This window comes from Acidomonas methanolica, assembly GCF_004346035.1.
Lineage (GTDB): Bacteria > Pseudomonadota > Alphaproteobacteria > Acetobacterales > Acetobacteraceae > Acidomonas > Acidomonas methanolica.
The window spans coordinates 173,250-190,973 of record NZ_SLZN01000002.1; the positions used below are offsets into that span (position 1 = coordinate 173,250).

The 17,724-nt window shown below is 68.3% G+C and carries 16 protein-coding genes; 5 read left to right on the forward strand and 11 right to left on the reverse strand.

The genetic code is table 11. The annotated features are described in order from the left end of the window. Nucleotides 1-11 precede the first annotated feature (11 nt). On the forward strand, nucleotides 12-2,702 hold the full coding sequence (locus tag EDC31_RS02640) for a DUF4175 domain-containing protein (protein ID WP_052511844.1): 2,691 nt from the start codon (nucleotides 12-14) through the stop codon (nucleotides 2,700-2,702). 23 nt (nucleotides 2,703-2,725) lie between these two features. Here the strand turns inward: EDC31_RS02640 and uraH are convergent, their stop codons facing one another. From uraH to hydA, 9 genes are read right to left on the reverse strand one after another with little or no spacing between them, the layout of a single operon-like run. Then, the gene (gene uraH / locus EDC31_RS02645) at nucleotides 2,726-3,058 is read right to left on the reverse strand and encodes a hydroxyisourate hydrolase (RefSeq protein WP_042057819.1); all 333 of its coding nucleotides are present in this window, start codon (nucleotides 3,056-3,058) and stop codon (nucleotides 2,726-2,728) included. Next, nucleotides 3,055-3,552 carry a 2-oxo-4-hydroxy-4-carboxy-5-ureidoimidazoline decarboxylase gene (gene uraD / locus EDC31_RS02650; RefSeq protein ID WP_042057821.1) on the reverse strand — a complete coding sequence of 166 codons (498 nt, stop codon included), beginning with the start codon at nucleotides 3,550-3,552 and terminating at the stop codon, nucleotides 3,055-3,057. Before uraD ends, uraH begins: the two co-directional genes overlap by 4 nt. Then, complete coding sequence (puuE, locus tag EDC31_RS02655) at nucleotides 3,549-4,457, reverse strand: allantoinase PuuE (RefSeq protein ID WP_042057824.1); 909 nt, start codon at nucleotides 4,455-4,457, stop codon at nucleotides 3,549-3,551. The genes uraD and puuE overlap by 4 nt, the downstream gene beginning before the upstream one ends. Further along, complete coding sequence (locus tag EDC31_RS02660; RefSeq protein ID WP_042057825.1) at nucleotides 4,451-6,028, reverse strand: gamma-glutamyltransferase family protein; 1,578 nt, start codon at nucleotides 6,026-6,028, stop codon at nucleotides 4,451-4,453. Before EDC31_RS02660 ends, puuE begins: the two co-directional genes overlap by 7 nt. Then, a complete protein-coding gene (locus EDC31_RS02665; RefSeq protein ID WP_042057827.1) occupies nucleotides 6,018-7,358 on the reverse strand; it encodes an AtzE family amidohydrolase in 1,341 nt (446 codons plus the stop codon). The genes EDC31_RS02660 and EDC31_RS02665 overlap by 11 nt, the downstream gene beginning before the upstream one ends. Further along, complete coding sequence (locus EDC31_RS02670; protein WP_042057830.1) at nucleotides 7,355-7,552, reverse strand: AtzG-like protein; 198 nt, start codon at nucleotides 7,550-7,552, stop codon at nucleotides 7,355-7,357. Before EDC31_RS02670 ends, EDC31_RS02665 begins: the two co-directional genes overlap by 4 nt. Further along, nucleotides 7,549-8,985, reverse strand: a complete 1,437-nt coding sequence (locus EDC31_RS02675) for a SidA/IucD/PvdA family monooxygenase (protein WP_042057832.1) — start codon at nucleotides 8,983-8,985, stop codon at nucleotides 7,549-7,551. The genes EDC31_RS02670 and EDC31_RS02675 overlap by 4 nt, the downstream gene beginning before the upstream one ends. Further along, the gene (locus EDC31_RS02680) at nucleotides 8,982-9,665 is read right to left on the reverse strand and encodes an HAD family acid phosphatase (RefSeq protein WP_052511833.1); all 684 of its coding nucleotides are present in this window, start codon (nucleotides 9,663-9,665) and stop codon (nucleotides 8,982-8,984) included. The genes EDC31_RS02675 and EDC31_RS02680 overlap by 4 nt, the downstream gene beginning before the upstream one ends. Next, nucleotides 9,662-11,098 (reverse strand): dihydropyrimidinase, encoded by a 1,437-nt coding sequence (hydA, locus tag EDC31_RS02685; RefSeq protein WP_042057835.1) that lies wholly within the window; start codon nucleotides 11,096-11,098, stop codon nucleotides 9,662-9,664. Before hydA ends, EDC31_RS02680 begins: the two co-directional genes overlap by 4 nt. Nucleotides 11,099-11,203: 105 nt before the next feature. On the opposite strand from hydA, the gene EDC31_RS02690 reads away from it, so the two are divergent. The 4 genes from EDC31_RS02690 to EDC31_RS02705 all read left to right on the forward strand — a co-directional run bounded on the left by EDC31_RS02690 (nucleotide 11,204) and on the right by EDC31_RS02705 (nucleotide 15,767). Next, a complete protein-coding gene (locus EDC31_RS02690) occupies nucleotides 11,204-11,860 on the forward strand; it encodes a TetR/AcrR family transcriptional regulator (protein WP_042057836.1) in 657 nt (218 codons plus the stop codon). Nucleotides 11,861-11,939: 79 nt separating this feature from the next. After that, nucleotides 11,940-13,241, forward strand: a complete 1,302-nt coding sequence (locus tag EDC31_RS02695; protein ID WP_042057838.1) for an NAD(P)-dependent oxidoreductase — start codon at nucleotides 11,940-11,942, stop codon at nucleotides 13,239-13,241. Further along, complete coding sequence (gene preA, locus EDC31_RS02700; protein WP_042057841.1) at nucleotides 13,234-14,514, forward strand: NAD-dependent dihydropyrimidine dehydrogenase subunit PreA; 1,281 nt, start codon at nucleotides 13,234-13,236, stop codon at nucleotides 14,512-14,514. The genes EDC31_RS02695 and preA overlap by 8 nt, the downstream gene beginning before the upstream one ends. Further along, nucleotides 14,511-15,767 carry a Zn-dependent hydrolase gene (locus tag EDC31_RS02705; RefSeq protein WP_042057844.1) on the forward strand — a complete coding sequence of 419 codons (1,257 nt, stop codon included), beginning with the start codon at nucleotides 14,511-14,513 and terminating at the stop codon, nucleotides 15,765-15,767. Before preA ends, EDC31_RS02705 begins: the two co-directional genes overlap by 4 nt. Before the next feature lie 9 nt (nucleotides 15,768-15,776). On the opposite strand, the gene EDC31_RS02710 is transcribed toward EDC31_RS02705, so the two are convergent. Next, nucleotides 15,777-17,138 carry a DUF2252 domain-containing protein gene (locus EDC31_RS02710; RefSeq protein WP_042057846.1) on the reverse strand — a complete coding sequence of 454 codons (1,362 nt, stop codon included), beginning with the start codon at nucleotides 17,136-17,138 and terminating at the stop codon, nucleotides 15,777-15,779. After that, entirely contained in the window at nucleotides 17,135-17,710 is a 576-nt protein-coding gene (msrA, locus tag EDC31_RS02715) for a peptide-methionine (S)-S-oxide reductase MsrA (protein ID WP_042057848.1), read from the reverse strand. The genes EDC31_RS02710 and msrA overlap by 4 nt, the downstream gene beginning before the upstream one ends. Nucleotides 17,711-17,724: the final 14 nt, after the last annotated feature.

Below are 17,724 nucleotides of genomic sequence, written 5' to 3' on the forward strand. Positions count from 1 at the left end.
GGGACATGCCCATGAGCGCCACCACCCTTCCCTCGCCCGATGCACTCGCCGCGCGGATCGCACGCGCCCGGCGGCAGGCGCGGCGCGTCCTGCTGCTGGAACGGTGCTGGCCCGCCCTGCGCCTGCCGCTGCTGATCCTCGGCCTTTACCTGCTCGCCAGCCTCTGGCGCATCCCGCAATCCCTGCCCGACTGGCTCCATGCCGTTCTGGAAGCCGGGCTCGCGGCCCTTGGCGGCACGCTTGCCCTGCGCGCCCTGCGCCGGATCGCCGTGCCCGGGGAAGGCGAGACGGATCGCCGCGTCGAGCACGCCTCCCGCCTGCCGTTCCAGCCGCTTCTGACCCTGACCGACCATGCATCTGGATCGGGCGACGCGCTCTGGTCCGTCCATGCCCGGCGCGTCGCCCGGACGCTCGGACCGCTGCGTGCCGGTTGGCCCCGTCCCGCCCTGACCCGCCCCGAACGCTGGACGGCCGCCACGCTGCTCGCCGCGCTCGCCTTGTCGGCCCTTGTCGCGGGATCGCACGCGCCATCCCGCATCTATGCCGGTTTCGTGCCCGGACAGGATGATGCCGACGTACCGCTGCCGCAGATTCAGGCCTGGATCGACATGCCTGACTACGCACCCGGCGCGCCCGTTTTCCTGAACGACCGCGACAGCCATGCCGAGGTTCCCCAAGGCGCAAGGCTCACGGCGACCGTCACCGACGCGAACGGCAGGCCTTATCTCTCAGGCGCCCCCATCGCCGCGCCTGAGACAGATCGACTCGATTCCCGAAGCTGGTCTCTGAAAGCCGCGCTCGAAGGCTCGGGAACGCTGGCTCTCCGCGTGCGTGGGCGCGACGTCGCAGACTGGCGCCTCACGGTCCAACCCGACCTCCCGCCCGCCGTCACCTGGAACGGCACACCGGGCAAGGCGGAGGAAGGCTGGGCGACTGAATTCCGCTGGAAAGCGTCCCAGGCTCATGGCGTCCGCGCGCTTGAAGCTGAAATTCGTCTGAAATCAATCAATTCAAAAAAAGTCCTTCGCGTCCCCCTGAAGTTGGACGGCACACCGAAAGACGCCACGGGCGATGAGGCCGTGGATCTTTCCGCCAACCCCTGGGCGGGCGAAGAGGTGTCCGCCGTGCTGCGCGCCACCAGCGTGAGCGGCCTTGACGGGCGCAGCCGCGCGGTCACCTTCCGCCTCCCTGCGCGCACGTTCCATGACCCCATCGCGCGTGCGCTCGTCGCTTTGCGGCGGCGTCTCGCGCTCGGGCAGGAGAACCGCATCACGGCCGCGAACGAATTGCGCGCCCTCACGGACGTCACGCCCGTTCATGAGACCGGCGTGCTTCTCGCCATGCTGCTTTCCGCCTCGGCCCTGACCGACAGCGACGAACCCGACGCGCCGGAAGAGGTGATCGGCCTCACCTGGGCTGCCGCCCTCTATCTGGAGGATATCCGCGAGTCGGGCCGCGACACCGCCCTCGCCAATCTCGATATCCGCGCAGCACAGGCCGCCGTTCAGGCGCAGATCGAGCATATGCGGCAACTGGGCGCGGCCGGTCAGAAGGAAGCGGAACAGGAAGAACTGTCCCGCCGCATGAAGACCCTGCGCGACGCGCTCGATCGCCGCATGCAGTTGCTGATGCGGGACGCCCTGAGTTCCGGCCTGATCATGCCCGACATGGGCGACGCGCAGGAAGACGCCGACGACGCATTTTCCCGCCTCATGCAACGCCTCCAGTCGGACGCGGCGAACGGTCACGAGGACGACGCGCTCAAACGCCTCCAGCAGCTTCAATCCATGACCCAGGCGATGCGGAAGGCGACACCGCAGGATCTCATGGCGCTCGCACACCAGCTTCGCGCGCAGCAGCGGGCCGCGCTTCAGCGTCAGGCCCTGCATGACCTCGTCCGGCATGAGACCGGCCTGCTCGACCACGCGCAGTCCCGACTGTCCGCCGCGCGCCGCGCCACCGCGACCGATCAGGAAGAGGACGCGATGCCTGACCGGGGGGAGCGCGATCTGGCGACCATGTCCACCGCCGAATTGCTGCGCCGCCTCGGCATTCGCCCTCCCGCCGACATGGAGCAGCCTCAGGCCGAGCCGCAAGCCCCCGCCGGCCCGCTGCCGGCCGAATTGCAGGCGAAACAGTCGGAGCAGCGGCGCGCCGATCACGCTCTCCAGCGCAGCCTGCAACACGCTTCCGGCGTTCTCAACGACGACGTGAAGGATCTCGTCGGGAAGAAGATCGAGGGGCTGACGAAGGCCGGCAAGGACATGGCCAAGGCCCGCAAGGCTCTCGCCGCCGCCAAGGACATCGACGCCCAGACGGCCGAAATCCAAGTGCTCAAGGATCTGGCCGAAGCCGGCAAGCAGATGCGCAAGGCGCAGCAGGGCAAGTCCCATGGCGGCGGTCCGCTTGCCCTGTTGCCAAGCATGGGACGAGGCAGCAAAAGCCATGGCGGCAAGCCCGGCAAGGGCCAGGGCGAAGGCGAGGCGGCCCAGGGCAGTGACGCGCAGACGAAGAATCTCGATCCGCTGGGCCGCAAGCTGGGCGAGGGCGACACCGCGACCGATTCCGACGGTCACATCCCGGAAGCCAGCCAGCGTGACCGCGCGAGGGAGATCGAACGCGAACTGCGCCGCCGCGATTCCGACCGCACCCGGCCGCAAAGCGAACTGGATTATCTCGACCGACTGCTGAAATCCTACTGACGCCCGGCCTTCGGGCTGGAGCCTCAACTCCCCCGATAGGTCGAATAACCATAGGGAGCGACGAGCAGGGGCACATGATAATGCCCCTCCGCTCCCAGACCGAAAACGATCGGCACGACATCGAGAAATGGCAGCCCGGCGATCTCCGTGCCGATCGCGCGGAAATAGGCGGCGACACCGAAATCCAGCCGGTAGGTCCCGGCGGGCAAGACCATCTCCCGCAAGGCGGGACACCGCCCGTCGGCATCGGCCGCGCCCTGAAACAGCAGCGTCTCCCCGCTCCAGAGCGAGACCGCCATGCCCGTGGCGGGACGGCCCGAAACGGTGTCGAGCACATGGGTCGAAAGTGTCGTCATGATGCCAGCCTGCCTTTCAGCCTCAGCGCCGCGATCCTGTCGATCTGCCGCAGCGCCTCGTCGCATTCCTCCCGCGCCGTATGCGTCAGCCGCCGCTCCAGCGCCGCACGGATCGCCGCCTTGCCGCCCGCCTCGCCCACGCAGATGACGAACGGCATGTCGAACCGGGCGCGATACGCCTCGTTCAACGCCCGGAATTCCGCGAATTCCCGCTCCGTCAGCCGGTCCAGCCCCGCCCCGGCCTGCTCTGCCGCGGAAAGCGCGCCGAGTTGCGGGTCCACGCCGAATCTGCGCGCGAGTTCCGGATGGGCGCGGATGAGGGAGAGTTGTGCCGCCTCCCCCGCCTCGCGCACGATGCGCGCCGTCGCGGCGATGAAGGCCGCCGCATCGGCGTAGGGCCGCCCCGCCCACGCCGCGCGAACGATCCAGGACGAATTCTCGTACAGATCGCCGAACCGGGCGACGAAGCTCTCCTCGTCAGGCGCGTCGATCATGCGGGATATGTCTCCAGCCAGTGACGGGCGATCTCGATCCGCCGCGCGACCCAGACCCTCTCATGCGCCGCGACGTGATCGAGAAACCGCCGCACGGCCAGCGCCCGCGCCGGTTTCCCCGCCAACCGGCAATGCAGCCCGACGGACATCATCCGCGGCGTCCGCGCGCCCTCTTCATAGAGCATGTCGAACGTGTCGCGCAGATAACGGAAGAACTGTTCGCCTTCCGTGAAGCCGTTCAACGCGGCGAATTTCATGTCGTTGGCATCGAGCGTGTACGGCACGATCAACTGCGCGCGCCCATGGCGGCGGTCGTAATATGGCACTTCGTCCGCATAGGAATCGGCGTCATAGACGAACCCCCCTTCCTCAGCCACCAGACGCGCCGTGTTCGGGCTCGTTCGCCCCTGATACCAGCCCAGCGGCCGCTCCCCCGTCACCCGCTCATGCAGGGCGACGGCCTCCGCGATATGGGCGCGCTCGACCGCCTCGGGAACGTCCTGATAGTCGACCCAGCGCAGCCCGTGGCTGGCGATCTCCCATTCCTCTTCCTTCATGGCCGCGACCGCTTCCGGATGGCGCGCCAGCGCCAGCGCCACGCCGAACACCGTCAGCGGCATCCCGGCCTCGGTGAAGATCCGGTGCAGCCGCCAGAATCCGACGCGCGAGCCGTATTCGTAAAGGCTCTCCATCTGCATGCAGCGCGCGCCCATGACCGGCCGCGCACCGATCATCTCGGACAGGAACGCCTCGGACCCCGCATCGCCGTGCAGGACCGTGTTCTCGGCCCCTTCCTCGTAATTCAGCACGAACTGCACGGCCACACGCGCCCCGCCCGGCCATGCGGCCCGCGGCGGCGTGCGGCCATAGCCGATCATGTCGCGCGGATAATCGGGCGTCACCATGCCGCCACGCCGCCATCGCTGCGCGGATCGGTCGCGCCCTCGAAACGCCCGTCCGGAAAGCGGCGGATCGCCCCGGCATGGCCCATGGCGTCGGAGAAATCGGACAGCACCTCCACATCGTGCCCCCGCGCGCGCAGCCCCTCGACCACCGCCGCCGGATAGCGCGATTCCAGCTTGAGCGTCGTCGTCGTCTCGCCCCAGGTGCGCCCCAGCAGCCAGCGCGGCGCGGTGATGGCGGGCTGAAGCGCCATGCCCGCGCGAATGGCGCGCGCGATCACCGCGCTCTGCGTTTGCGGCTGCCCCTCGCCCCCCATCGTCCCGTAGGTCAGCACGCTGCCGTCGCGCAGTTCCGCCATCGCCGGATTGAGCGTGTGGAACGGTTTCCGCCCCGGCGCGAGGCTGCGCAGACGCCCGGGACACAGATCGAAGCTCGCGCCGCGATTCTGCCAGTTGATGCCGGTCCGGGGCAGCACGACGCCCGAGCCGAACTCGAAATAGACGCTCTGGATCATGCTGACGACCCAGCCTTTCGCGTCCGCCACGCCGAACCACGTCGTGTCGCCCTGCTGCGGCACGTGCGGCCAGGGCGCGGCGCGCTGCGGGTCGACTCCCGCGATCATCCGGTCCAGCGCGGCGGAATCGTCGAGCAGTTCCTGCGGATCGGCTTCCATCAGCGCCGGATCGGTGACGTGGGAATCGCGCCAGATGAAGGCGCGCTTGGTCGCCTCGATCCAGGCATGAATATCCTCGACCGTATCCGCGCCCCCCGCGCCCAGACGCTCGGACAGGGCAAGAATGAGCAGCGACGCGATGCCCTGGGTCGGCGGCGGCATGTTGAGGAAGCGCCCATGTTCGAGATCGACGGAAAGCGGCGCGACGACGGACGCCTCATGCGTCCGGAGGTCCGCCAGCCGCACCGGCGATCCCGCCGCTTCCAGATCGGCGGCGATGTCCTCCGCCAGCGCGCCCCGATAGAAATCCTCCAGCCCGTCCGCCGCCAGCCGCCGGAAGGTCCGCGCCAGAGCGGGATTGCGATGCCGCTGGCCCATTTCGATCGGCGCGCCCTCCGTGAGGAGACAGGCGGCGAAACCCGGCACGTCCTTCAACACCGCGAAATGACGGCGCATCAGCGTCGCCATGCTCTCCGTGGCGAGCACGCCTTCCTCGGCATAGGCAGCCGCCGGAGCCAGCAGCGTCGAGAGCGGCACTTCGCCTCCCGCGTGACGGAGGGCCAGCGCCCAGCCGGAAATCGTCCCCGCCACCGTATTGGCCGCCAGCGGCCCGCGCCAGGGAATCGTCTCCCGCCCCGCATAAAGCTCCGGCGTGGCGAGCCCCGCCGCGCGCCCGCAGGCATCGATGGCGATCGTCCCGCCCTCCGGCGCACGGATCAGCCAGAATCCGTCCCCGCCGATCCCCGTCATATGCGGATAGACCGCCGTCAGCGTCGCGGCGACCGTCACCGCCGCCTCGACCGCGTTGCCGCCCGCCTTGAGCACGTCGAGCCCCGCCTGCGCGGCAAGATGATGCGGCGCCGTGACCATCCCCCGCAGGGAGCGGGCGCTATGCAACATCGGCATTCTCCCTCGGCAGCGCCGTCATACCGTCCGCCTCGAGACGCGCGGCAAGAGCGAAAAGCTGGTCCTCCCGCCCCGGACGGGCAACGAGTTGCGCGCCGAGGGGCAGTCCCGGCACACGCATCGGCAGGGAAAGCACCGGGAAGCCCGCAAGCGTCAGGGGCTGGGTGAACAGCCCGAGATTGGCGCGCGCCGAAACCTGCTCGCCGCCGATCTCGATCAGCGGCGCGTCGATGCGCGGCGCCGCGCAGGGCACGGCAGGCGCCAGCAGAATATCGACTCCGGCGAAGGCCGCATGCATCTGCCGCCTGAACCAGCCGCGCAGGCGATGCGCGCGGAAAATCAGACTCGCAGGCAATAACGCGCCCGCCAGCAGCCGGTCCCTCACCGCGGGATCGTAGGCCATGGCCCGATCGTTGAGGCGGTCCCGATGAAGCGCCCCGCCCTCCGACGCGCTGATGACGAAAGCGGCGGCGCGCGCCCGCGCCACCTCGGGCAGTTCGACGATCGCGGACACGCCGAGATGCGCCGCCAGCGCCTCCATGGCGTCCGCCATGTCGCGCGACATCGAGTCCATGAACCACCCGCCGAGCCGCGCGACGCGCAGGCCGGACGCCGCGACCGGCGCCAGCGCCGCGCCGTCCAGCGCCTCGAACGCCGCCCGCAGATCCCCCAGCGTCGCGCCGAACGGTCCGACCACATCGAAACTCGTAACGAAAGGATAGCTCCCCGCCACCGGCAGACGCCCCTGCGTCGCGCGCAATCCCCATACGCCGCACAGCGAGGCCGGAACGCGGATCGACCCGTTCGTGTCCGAGCCGAGGCCGAGCGGAAAGAACCCCGCCGCCACACCCGCCGCCGATCCGCCGGACGATCCTCCAGCCAGCCGCGCGGGATCGTGCGGATTGCGGGTGACGCCGTAATGCGCGTTGTCGGTGGCGAACCCGTAGGCGAACTCGTCCATGTTCGTCGTCGCCACCGGGATCGCCCCCGCCGCCACGAGCCGCGCCACCAGCGCCGCGTCCCGCCGCGCGGGTGGATCGGCGGCAAGGACCATCGACCCCGCCGTTGTCACCTCCCCTTCGAGATCGAAAAGATCCTTCACCCCGAAGGGCACGCCCGCCAGCGGGCCCGGATCGCGCCCCCGCGCGACGGCCGCGTCAACCGCCCGCGCCAGATCGAGCGCGCGCGTTTCCAGCACCCTTGTCACGGCGTTCCAGCGTCGGTTCCCGTCCGCGATCCGCGCGAAGGACGTCTCGACCGCCGCGCGCGCCGACAACACCCCCGCGCGGACCGCCGCCGCAATCTCAAGCGCGCCCCGGCTCACGCCTCCGCTCCGGGATCGTAGGTGAAGGCGGCTTCCTCCCGGTCGTCCAGTTCCAGACCCTCGACCAACGCCGCGTAGCGCTCCAGCAGCGCCAAATTCTCCCGCATGCCGGGCAGGCAGGCCCCATCGACCGTCACCCCGCAATGACGGGCGAGCAGCGCGATCTCCGCATCCGTCCGCGCGAACCCGCTCATGCGACCGTCCCCGGCGGCGCGTCGAGGCTGGTCAGTTCCTCGGTGTCATAGGCGAGCAGGTTCTCCAGATGCGCCTCCCCGTCCTCGACGAACAGGTCGTTGGCGATGCCGCGCGCCAGACGCTCGACCCCGAAACGCATCCCGCTGATCGACGCGCCGGACAATCCCATGCTCATCGTGGCGGAAAAGGTAAAATTATGGATCGCCGCCAGCAGCGGCGCTTCCGGCGCCAGGGCGCTGCGCGGCAGGAACTGGCTGTGCGCCCCGAGATAGGGATAGGACGACAGCACCGCGCTCTCCTCCCCGCCGGGCGGGGCGAAGCGATGCGTCCAGAGCGCCACGGCGGAGGCGAAACTCGCGGTCTCGGGCCGCGCGGCGAGGTCGATCACGAACCCCGTGCCGATGATGAGGAAATCGAAGCGCATCTCCCCCTGCGGCGTAACGATGACGATCTCCTCCCCGTCCATCCGCGCATCCAGCCACGGCGTACCGCCATGGAAGGAGAAAGTCGGATGAACGCTGCACCGCCAGAACGTATCCTGCGGCGGCGGCTGGTTGAGATCGAAGATCCGCCGCATGAAGCGCCAGCGCGTCAGATCCGGCAAGGCATGGAAAGATCCGAGAAAACCGGCATTCTCCATCCAGCGATAGGGATTGATGCGCGGCAGGGTCTCGCGCCGGATGCAGAGCGCGACGGACGCGACTCCCGCCTCCAGCGCGGTCGCGGCGTTGTCGAACGCCGACGCGCCCCCGCCGAGCACGCCGATCCGCCTGCCCTTCAGCGCCTCGAAATCGATGGCCTCATGCGTATGGGCGTAGCGCGCCTTCGGAATGGCCGCCTCGATGAAGGGCGGCACGAACCAGCGTCCGCCGCCATTGATTCCCGTGGCCAGCACCATCCGCCGCGCCAGCACGCTCGTCCGCTTGCCATCCGCCGTCGCGAAGCCCAGGCGCAGCAGCCCGTCCTCCCATGCGACGGAGTCCAGCGCATGCTCATGCGTCACGGGCAGGTCGAGCGTATCGCGAAACCAGTCGAGATAGGCCTGCCAGTCCTCCTTGCCGATCTTGTCCAGCGCCCGCCATTTTTCCGCGCCATAGCGTGCCTCGAACCAGCTTTGCGGTGTCAGCGACGGAATCCCGAGATCCGGTCCGGTCACGTGTTTCGGCGTCCGCAGCGTGATCATGCGCGCATACGTGACCCACGGCCCCGCGCCGCCCGGAGATTCGCGTTCGAAGATGCGCACGTTCGACAGCCCCAGCCGCCACAACGCGAAGGTCGTGGCGAGACCGCTCTGCCCGCCGCCGATGACGGCGACGTCCAGCACACGCTCGCCGTCCCGATGGCACGGCAGCGACCACGGCTTCGTCGCATAGGCGATCCGGTCGAGATCACGACGAACCTGTCGGGCGAGGGAATCGAGCTGGTCTGTCATGGCACCCGATAGAATGGATTCGGAAGAAGGAAGCCCCGCACGGCATGGCCACCCGCGAGATCGGAGGGCTGGTCGCCGATATTCGCGATGATGCTGTAGCCCTGAGCCTCGATGGCGGCGCGGGCCGGGGCCTTGTACGCCGCGGCGGACAGAGTCCGCGCGGCGTCCGGCCGAAGCACGAGCCCGCTCCATCCGGCATAGCCCGCCGCGCGCAGATTGGCGTCCGTCGCCGCGCGTTCGGCCTCGCGCCGCCCGGTGATGAAGAACACCGCGACATGCAGCGCACGCGCATGGCGGAACAGCGCCAGCGCGCCGGGAATCGCCGCGGCCTTCCCGCTCTTTTCCCATGCCGCCCAGCCGCAGGGGCCCTTCGGCAGCGCATCGCACGGCCCGTTCGGGAAATAAGCGAAACGGTCGGCGCGGATGACGGGCCAGTTGGAGAGAGAGGTCTCGTCGATATCCATCACGACGGCAGGCTTCGGATGTCTGGACGCCTCGGACGCGATCCACGCATCCGCCTCATTCAGGACGGCAGCGAGATCTTCCTCATAATGCCCGCTGTCATGATAGGCGCTCGCGGCCATCGCCGCGTCGCCGACATTCGCGGGTTCGCGCCCGACGGTCTGGGCCATCGCGGGACTGCCCGCGCAGGCAAGCAGGACGAGAAGGAGCCGCCTCATGCCAGCGCACTCCCGACCTGCGCATTCCGGACCTGCGCACTCCGGGCCCGGAAATCCGGGCCGAAGCAGGGCCGCGCGACATAGCGCCCATCTCCCCGCCTCGCCCGCAGATCCCCGTCATGCACTGCGATCCGGCCGCCGGAAATCACGGTCCGCGCCACGCCCGCGACCGTCATTCCCTCGAAGACATTGTAATCCACGCGCTGGCGCGAGGCCGCGGCGGAAATGGTGCGCGTCGCCTCGCCGTCCCAAAGCACGAGATCGGCATCCGCGCCGACAGCAAGACTGCCCTTGCGCGGGAACATGTTGAAAATCTTGGCGCTGTTCGCGGAGGTGACGGCGACGAACTCCATCGGTGTGAGCCGTCCGCTCCGCACCCCATGATGCCAGAGAACGCTCATGCGATCCTCGATCCCCGGCGTGCCGTTGGGAATCTTCGTGAAATCATTTCGCCCCTTCTCCTTCTGCGGCGCGCAGAAACAGCAATGATCGGTCGCCGTCGTATGCAGTTGGCCGGAGACGAGCCCTGCCCAGAGCGCCTCCTGATGCGCGCGGGGGCGGAAGGGCGGGCTCATCACATGCCGCGCCCGCGCCAGCCAGTCGCCCGTCTCATAGACGCTGTCGTCGATCACCAGATGCTGGGCCAGCACCTCGCCATAGACCCGCTGCCCGGCGGCGCGGGCGCGGGCGATGGCCTCGGCGGCGTCGCGCGTCGAGACATGGACGATATAGATCGGCGCGCCCAGCAGCCCGGCGATGGCGATGGCGCGCTGGGCCGCCTCGCCCTCCACGGCGGCGGGACGCGAGCGCGGATGCGACTCCGGCCCGGTCAGCCCCTCCGCGAGCAACTCCTGTTGCAGCCATGCGACGGCGTCGCCGTTCTCCGCATGGACGTTGCACAGCGCGCCGAGGTCGAGCGCATGACGGATCGAGTGCAGCAACACGTCGTCATCCACCATCAACGCGCCCTTATAGGCCATGAAATGCTTGAAGGAGTTCACGCCATGCTCCCGCGTGAGCACGGCCATCTCCTCCTTCACGCGCTCGTCCCAATGGGTGACGGCGACATGGAACCCGTAATCCGCGACGGCCTTCTCCGCCTTGCCGCGCCAGTCGCGATACGCGTCGAGCAGCGAGCCGCCGGGCGCGGGAATGACGAAATCGAGGATCGTCGTCGTCCCGCCCGCCAGCCCGGCAACCGTTCCGGACTCGAAATCCTCGGAAGCGACCTCTCCCATGAACGGCATTTCCATATGGGTGTGCGGGTCGATCCCGCCCGGAATGACCAGGAGTCCCCCGGCCTCGACCACCTCGCACGCCAAAGGCGCGTCCAGATCCGGGCCGACGGCCACGATCCGCCCGCCGCCGCACAGGATGTCGGCGCGATATTGCCGCTCGGAATCGGTAAGGAGCCCTCCCCGGATCAACAGCATCGCCTTCCTCCCTCCCGTCATGGTCACGGACATTCATTTTGTGCAACGATAAGCGTCAGGTCAAGTGTTGGAAACAGCGCCGGAAGAAGGAGGTTCGTTTTGGGCATGCCACGTGAGATGGCGGAAGCGCAGATTCTCGAGGCGGCGGAGCTGGAATTCGGACGCTCGGGCTTCGACGGGGCGAGCATGGCCGGAATCGCCCGCGCCGCCGGATTGCCGAAGGCCAATCTGCATTATTATTTCGGAACGAAAGAGGCGCTCTACCGCGCCGTGCTGGAAAACACGCTGACGGACTGGCTGGCTGACGCCGAACTCTGGCTCACCCCCGCCCGCGCCGCGCGCGAGGGGCTGCGCGGCTATGTGCTGGCGAAGCTCGTCTTCTCGCGCGACCGCCCGCATGCCTCGCGCCTCTTCGCCCATGAAATGCTCCAGGGCGCGCATCATATCCGCTTCTACCTCTCCACCACCCTGCGCGCCCATGTCGCGCTGATCGGGCGCACCTTCGCCCTCTGGGCCCAGCGCGGACAGATGCACAAGGTGGACACGCCGCATTTCATGTTCGCTCTCTGGGCCATGACACAGGCCTATGCCGATATGAGCGCCCAGATGGCGGCGGTGCTGGACCGTCCCGCACTCCTTCCGGAGGATTTCGAGCGCGGCGCGGCCACGATTCTCGGCCTGCTGCTGAACGAACCGTCTCTCGGGATGGCCGCCGGGGAGACGGGCGCAGGAACGTGGATGGAGCTTCGGGAGAAAAATTGACTCATGAGTCAGCTTTTTAATTGCATCCCGCAACGAAACCCGCAATTCTCCGGTCATCGACTGCAAGGGAGGGGTTGTCGTGACCGAGCGTATCGCCTGTGCACGCCTCGAGTCCGAAACGCTGCGGCACAATTTCAGCGACATCCATCCTCCCCTGTCCGCCCCGCAAGCCGTGATCGAAGCGGAACGGTGTCTGCGCTGCCATGACGCCCCCTGCATCGAGGCCTGCCCGACGGGGATCGACATCCCCGCCTTCATCAACCGTATCGCGACCGGCGACGTGAAAGGGGCGGCCTCCGCCATCCTTTCCTCCAATATCCTCGGCGGCTCCTGCGCCCGCGTCTGCCCGACCGAAATCCTCTGCGAGGGCGTCTGCGTTCGCGTGACGCTCGGCGAACCGGCCGTCGAGATCGCCGCGCTGCAACGTCACGCCACGGACTGGCAGATGGCGCATGGCCCGGCCTTCACCCGCGCCGCCGCGACCGGAAAGCGAGTTGCCGTGATCGGCACCGGACCCGCCGGTCTCGCCTGCGCCCACCGTCTGGCCCTGCTCGGCCATGAGGTGACACTGTTCGAGAAAGCCGCGCGGCCCGGCGGGCTGAACGAATATGGGATCGCCGCCTACAAGCTGGTGGACGATTTCGCCCGGCGAGAGATCGACTTCGTGCTCGCCATCGGCGGCATCACGCTCCACACCGGCATGGCACTCGGCAAGGACATGAGTCTGGAGGATCTGCGCGAGGCGTTCGATGCGGTGTTCCTCGGCCTCGGCCTGTCCGGCGTGCGCGCGCTGGGCCTTCCGGGAGAAACGCTTCCCCATGTCCGCGACGCCGTCGCCTTCATCGCCGAGCTGCGTCAGGCAACGGATCTGGGCGAGATCGCCGTGGGCCGGCGCGTGGTCGTGATCGGCGGCGGCAACACGGCGATCGACGCGGCGGTGCAATGCCGCAAGCTCGGGGCCGAGGAGGTGACGCTCGTCTATCGCCGCGGTCCCGAATCGATGTCCGCCACGCGGGACGAGCAGGATTTCGCCCTCCGGAACGGCGTCGTCATCCGCCATAACGCCCGCCCCCAGCACTTCGAGGGCGGACCGGGCGGCGTCACGGCGGCGGTGTTCCTCCGTGCGGACGGCGAGACTCTCACCCTCCCCGCCGATCTGGTGCTGAAGGCGGTCGGCCAACTCTACGAGGATGGCCCGCCCGCCCTCGAAACGGGGTCCGGACGCATCTGGACCGACGGGTTCGGCCGTACCTCCCTGCCGCGCGTCTATGCGGGAGGCGATTGCGTGGGCGGGCAGGAGCTGACCGTCGCCGCCGTCGCCATGGGGCGTGACGCCGCCATGACCATTCACCGTGATCTGGAGGAGCCGCGCCATGGCTGACCTGCGCTGCGACCTTGCGGGCATCCGGTCCCCGAACCCGTTCTGGCTCGCCTCCGCCCCACCGACGGACAAGGCCTATAACGTCCGCCGCGCCTTCGCCGCCGGCTGGGGCGGAGTGGTGTGGAAGACGCTCGGCGAAGACCCGCCCGTGGTCAATCTCAGCAGCCGCTACGGCGCGATCGGCTTTGAGGGCAGGCGCATGGCCGGGCTGAACAATATCGAGCTGATCTCCGACCGGCCGCTCGCCACCAATCTGGCGGAAATCAAGGAGGTGAAGCGCGACTTCCCCGACCGGGCGCTGGTCGTCAGCCTCATGGTGCCCTGCGTCGAGGAAAGCTGGAAAGCGATCCTCCCGCTGGTGGAGGAAACCGGCGCGGACGGGGTGGAACTCAATTTCGGCTGTCCGCACGGCATGTCCGAGCGCAACATGGGCGCGGCGGTCGGGCAGGTTCCCGAATATGTCGAAATGGTCACGCGCTGGGTCAAGGCCGGCACGCGGATGCCCGTCATCGTCAAGCTGACGCCCAACGTCACCAGCATCCTGCCGCCCGCCCACGCGGCGCTCGCGGGCGGCGCGGATGCGGTCTCGCTCATCAACACCATCCAGTCCGTCATCGGCGTCGATCTCGACCGCATGGCGCCCGAGCCCGTGGTGGACGGAATGGGCACGCATGGCGGCTATTGCGGTCCCGCCGTCAAACCCGTCGCGCTGCGGATGGTCGGCGAGATCGCCCGTGATCCGGAACTCTCCGGCCTGCCCGTTTCCGGTATCGGCGGAATCTCCACCTGGCGCGACGCGGCGGAATTCCTCGCCATGGGCGCGACGTCGCTCCAGGTCTGCACCGCGGCGATGCATCACGGCTTCCGCATCGTGGAAGACATGATTTCCGGCCTTTCCAACTGGATGGACGGGAAGGGCTACGCGCGGATCGCCGATGTCACGGGCCGCGCCGTGCCGAATTTCGTGCCGTGGAACCGGCTCAACATGAACTTCCACACGCTCGCCCATATCGACCAGGAGCGCTGCATCGGCTGCGGCCTTTGCTACATCGCCTGCGAGGATACCTCGCATCAGGCCATCGCCGCCCTGCGCATCGACGGAGCGCGACGATATGAGGTGATCGAGGCGGAGTGCGTCGGCTGCAATCTCTGCGCCCATGTCTGCCCGGTCCCGGACTGCATCGAGATGCGTCCGCAGCCGGTCGACGGCGTGCTGACCTGGCCGGACCATCCCGCCAACCCCCGGCGGCGGGAAAGCGAGAGGGCGGGATGAAGAAGACGGACGGCAGCTTCGGCAACATGACGATCGACCCGGGCGCGCTCTGGGACGACATCCTGACGACGGCGCGGTTCGGCGCCACGCCGAAGGGCGGCCTCCGGCGTCTCGCCCTGACGGAAGAGGACCGTCAGGTCCGCGCCTGGTTCACGCGCACCTGCACGGCGCTGGGCGCGACCGTCTGGACCGACACGCTGGGCAACCAGTTCGCCCGCGTGTCGGGAACGGACGCATCCCTGCCTCCGATCGCCCTCGGCAGTCATCTCGACACGCAGCCCACGGGCGGCAGATTTGACGGCATCATCGGCGTGCTGGGCGGCATCGCCGTCCTGCGCGCCTTGCGTGAGACGAAGCACAGGACGCGCCACCCCGTCGAAATCGTCAACTGGACGAACGAGGAAGGCTCGCGCTTCGCCCCCGCCATGCTCGCCTCCGGCGTGTTCGCCGGCGTCTTTACCGAGGATTACGCAAGGAACCGGCAGGACCGCGAGGGGGTGAGCTTCGGCGCCGCGCTCGAAGCGATCGGCGCCATCGGCGAGGAGTCCTGCGGCGCCCACGGTCTGGCGGCCTATCTCGAACTTCATATCGAGCAAGGTCCGATTCTCGAGGCTGAAGGCTGCGTCATCGGCACGGTGACCGGCGTGCAGGGCATGCGCTGGTACGATGTGACGGTGACGGGGCGCGACAGCCATTCCGGCACCACGCCGATGCCCCTGCGCGCCGACGCGCTTCAGGCAGCAGCCCTGTTGATGACCGCCGTGCGGGAAATCGCCCTCGCCCACGCGCCGGAGGCCGTCGGCACGGTCGGCAGCGTCGAGGTCCTGCCGAACAGCCGCAACGTCGTGCCCGGCGAAGTCCTCTTCACCGTCGATTTCCGCGATCCGCGCGATGAAACGGTCATGGCGATGGAGAACGCCTTCCGGGCGAAAGCGAGGGCCGTCGCCGAGGAACATGGCGTCACCGTCGAGATCAGGGACATATGGGACAGTCCCGCCGTCCCGTTCGACCGCCGCCTGATCGACGCCGTCAGCGAGTCGGCCCGCGAACTCGGGCTGCCCGCGCGCGAGATCGTCTCCGGGGCCGGGCATGATGCGGCCTATGTCGCGCGCATCGTCCCCACGACCATGATCTTCGTCCCCTGCGCCGGAGGGCTCAGCCATAACGAGGAGGAAAGCGCCACGCCGGACGATGTGGCCGCCGGGGCCAACGTGCTCCTGCGCAGCCTGCTCAAGGCCGACGCGCTCCTGTGATCCGCGCGATCAGGCCGCGTGGATCGACCCGTCCGCGATCGCCTTGACGAAAATCTTCCAATCTTCTCGCGTCTGCTCGGCATAGAGCTTGCCGAACCCCGCGATCGCCTCGGAGAAGCCGCGTCCCCGCCCGAGATACCCGGCAAGCGTCGGCAGATCGGCGGAACGCGCATGGGCGCGCGCCAGAGCCTGCCCGCAAAGCCGCGCATAGAACGGCAGGAGATCCGTCCCCAGATGCTCTCCGATCGCGGCCAGCCGCGCGTCCTTCACCTGCCGCACGTAAAAATGCCGCCCCGCCGCGTCGTCATCCGGCGCATCGGCGGTGTCGCGCGTCCAGCCGAGAAAGGCGTCCGACGCCGCCTGCATGATGCGCTGGCCGACGACGACGCGCTCGCCATGATTGGCAAAGCCCGCGCTGCCCAGATGCTCTTCCAGAACCGATTCCCCCGCTTCCTTGATCTGCAACAGCAACGCGTCGCCGTCCGATGAGCTGAACAACCCGATGGCGCAGAATGTCCCGACGCTCCCCACGCCGACGACCTTGAACACGATATCCGTCAGGGTATAGCGCTCCAGCAGGATACGACGCTCCTGCGGGAGTGCCGCGAGATAGCGCGCGAACGCGTCGCGCACCGATTCGTCACGCTCCGGCAGGCGCACCACGAGCGGCGGACGGTCCCGGAAGGTGGGAATTGGCCCCGGCTTGACCATCCCGAACTGGTCGGTGAAGCTGGCGAGTTGCGGCTTCAATCGGGCGCGCAACTGTTCGCGCACCTTGCGGTCGTTGACCGCGTCGATCACGCCGAGCAGATTGATGCGCGCGTTCCAGGCTTGCAGGGGCGGCAATTCGGCAAGCTTGGCGATCTCCATGACATAATTCGCCGCCATGCTCGCGGCGAGTGCCACGGATTTCTTCTCCGAATAGCCGTTCTCTCCGCCCGCGAGCACGAGGCTGGTGGAGAGGCGCTTGAGATCCCACTCGAACGGCGCGGGCGCGGTTTCGTCGAAATCGTTGATATCGAAGACCGGCACGCCTTCCGGCGTCGCATAGGTGCCGAAATTGTTCAGGTGGCAGTCGCCGCAGGACTGGACGAAAATCCCCGCATTGGCCGTGCGCGCGAGGTCGGACGCCATCACCGCCGCCGCGCCGCGCAGAAACGTCAGCGGCGTGGGACGCATCCGCGCGTAGCGGACCGGCAGAAGCTTGGGCAGGCGCGTCGCCCCTTGCCGGATCAGAATAGCCAGCGGATCGATCCGGTCCTTCGGCGAACTCCATTCCGCATTGGCCCGGCGCGGCGACAGGTGGCGCAGGGCCCGCCCCGCGGCGTAGCGCTCGGCACGAGGCAGTTGCGGCCTGAAATGCAGCCTCATGGAGATTTCAACCTGTCCCGAAAGAGCTTGCGCGCCTTGGCGACTTTCGGCGCCACCACGGCGGCGCAATAGGCCGTGTTCGGGTTGCGCGCGAAATAATCGTGATGTTTCGCTTCCGCCGGCCAGAAGCGCGCAGGGCCTTCGATGCTGGTCATGATCGGGTCGGACCAGATCCCCTCGGCGGTGATTTCAGCCGTCACGTCATGCGCGATCTCCGCCTGCTCCGGCGTCAGGGCGAAGATCACCGAGCGATATTGCTCGCCCACATCGTTGCCCTGACGGTTCAGTGTGGTGGGGTCATGCGTCGTATAGAAGACGCGCAGCAGATCGGCATATCCGATCACGCGCGGATCGAAGCGGATCTGCACCACTTCCACATGCCCGGTCGTATTGGCGCAGACCTGCTCATAGGTCGGATTATCCACATGACCGCCCGCATATCCGGGGGTCACGCTCGCGACGCCACGCAGTGAATCGAACACCGCCTCGACACACCAGAAGCATCCGGCGCCCAGCAGCGCGGTTTCCAGCGCTTCCTCCTGCGCGGCAGGCGTTTCGGTCGCATCGCTCATGTCATCTCCGCCCT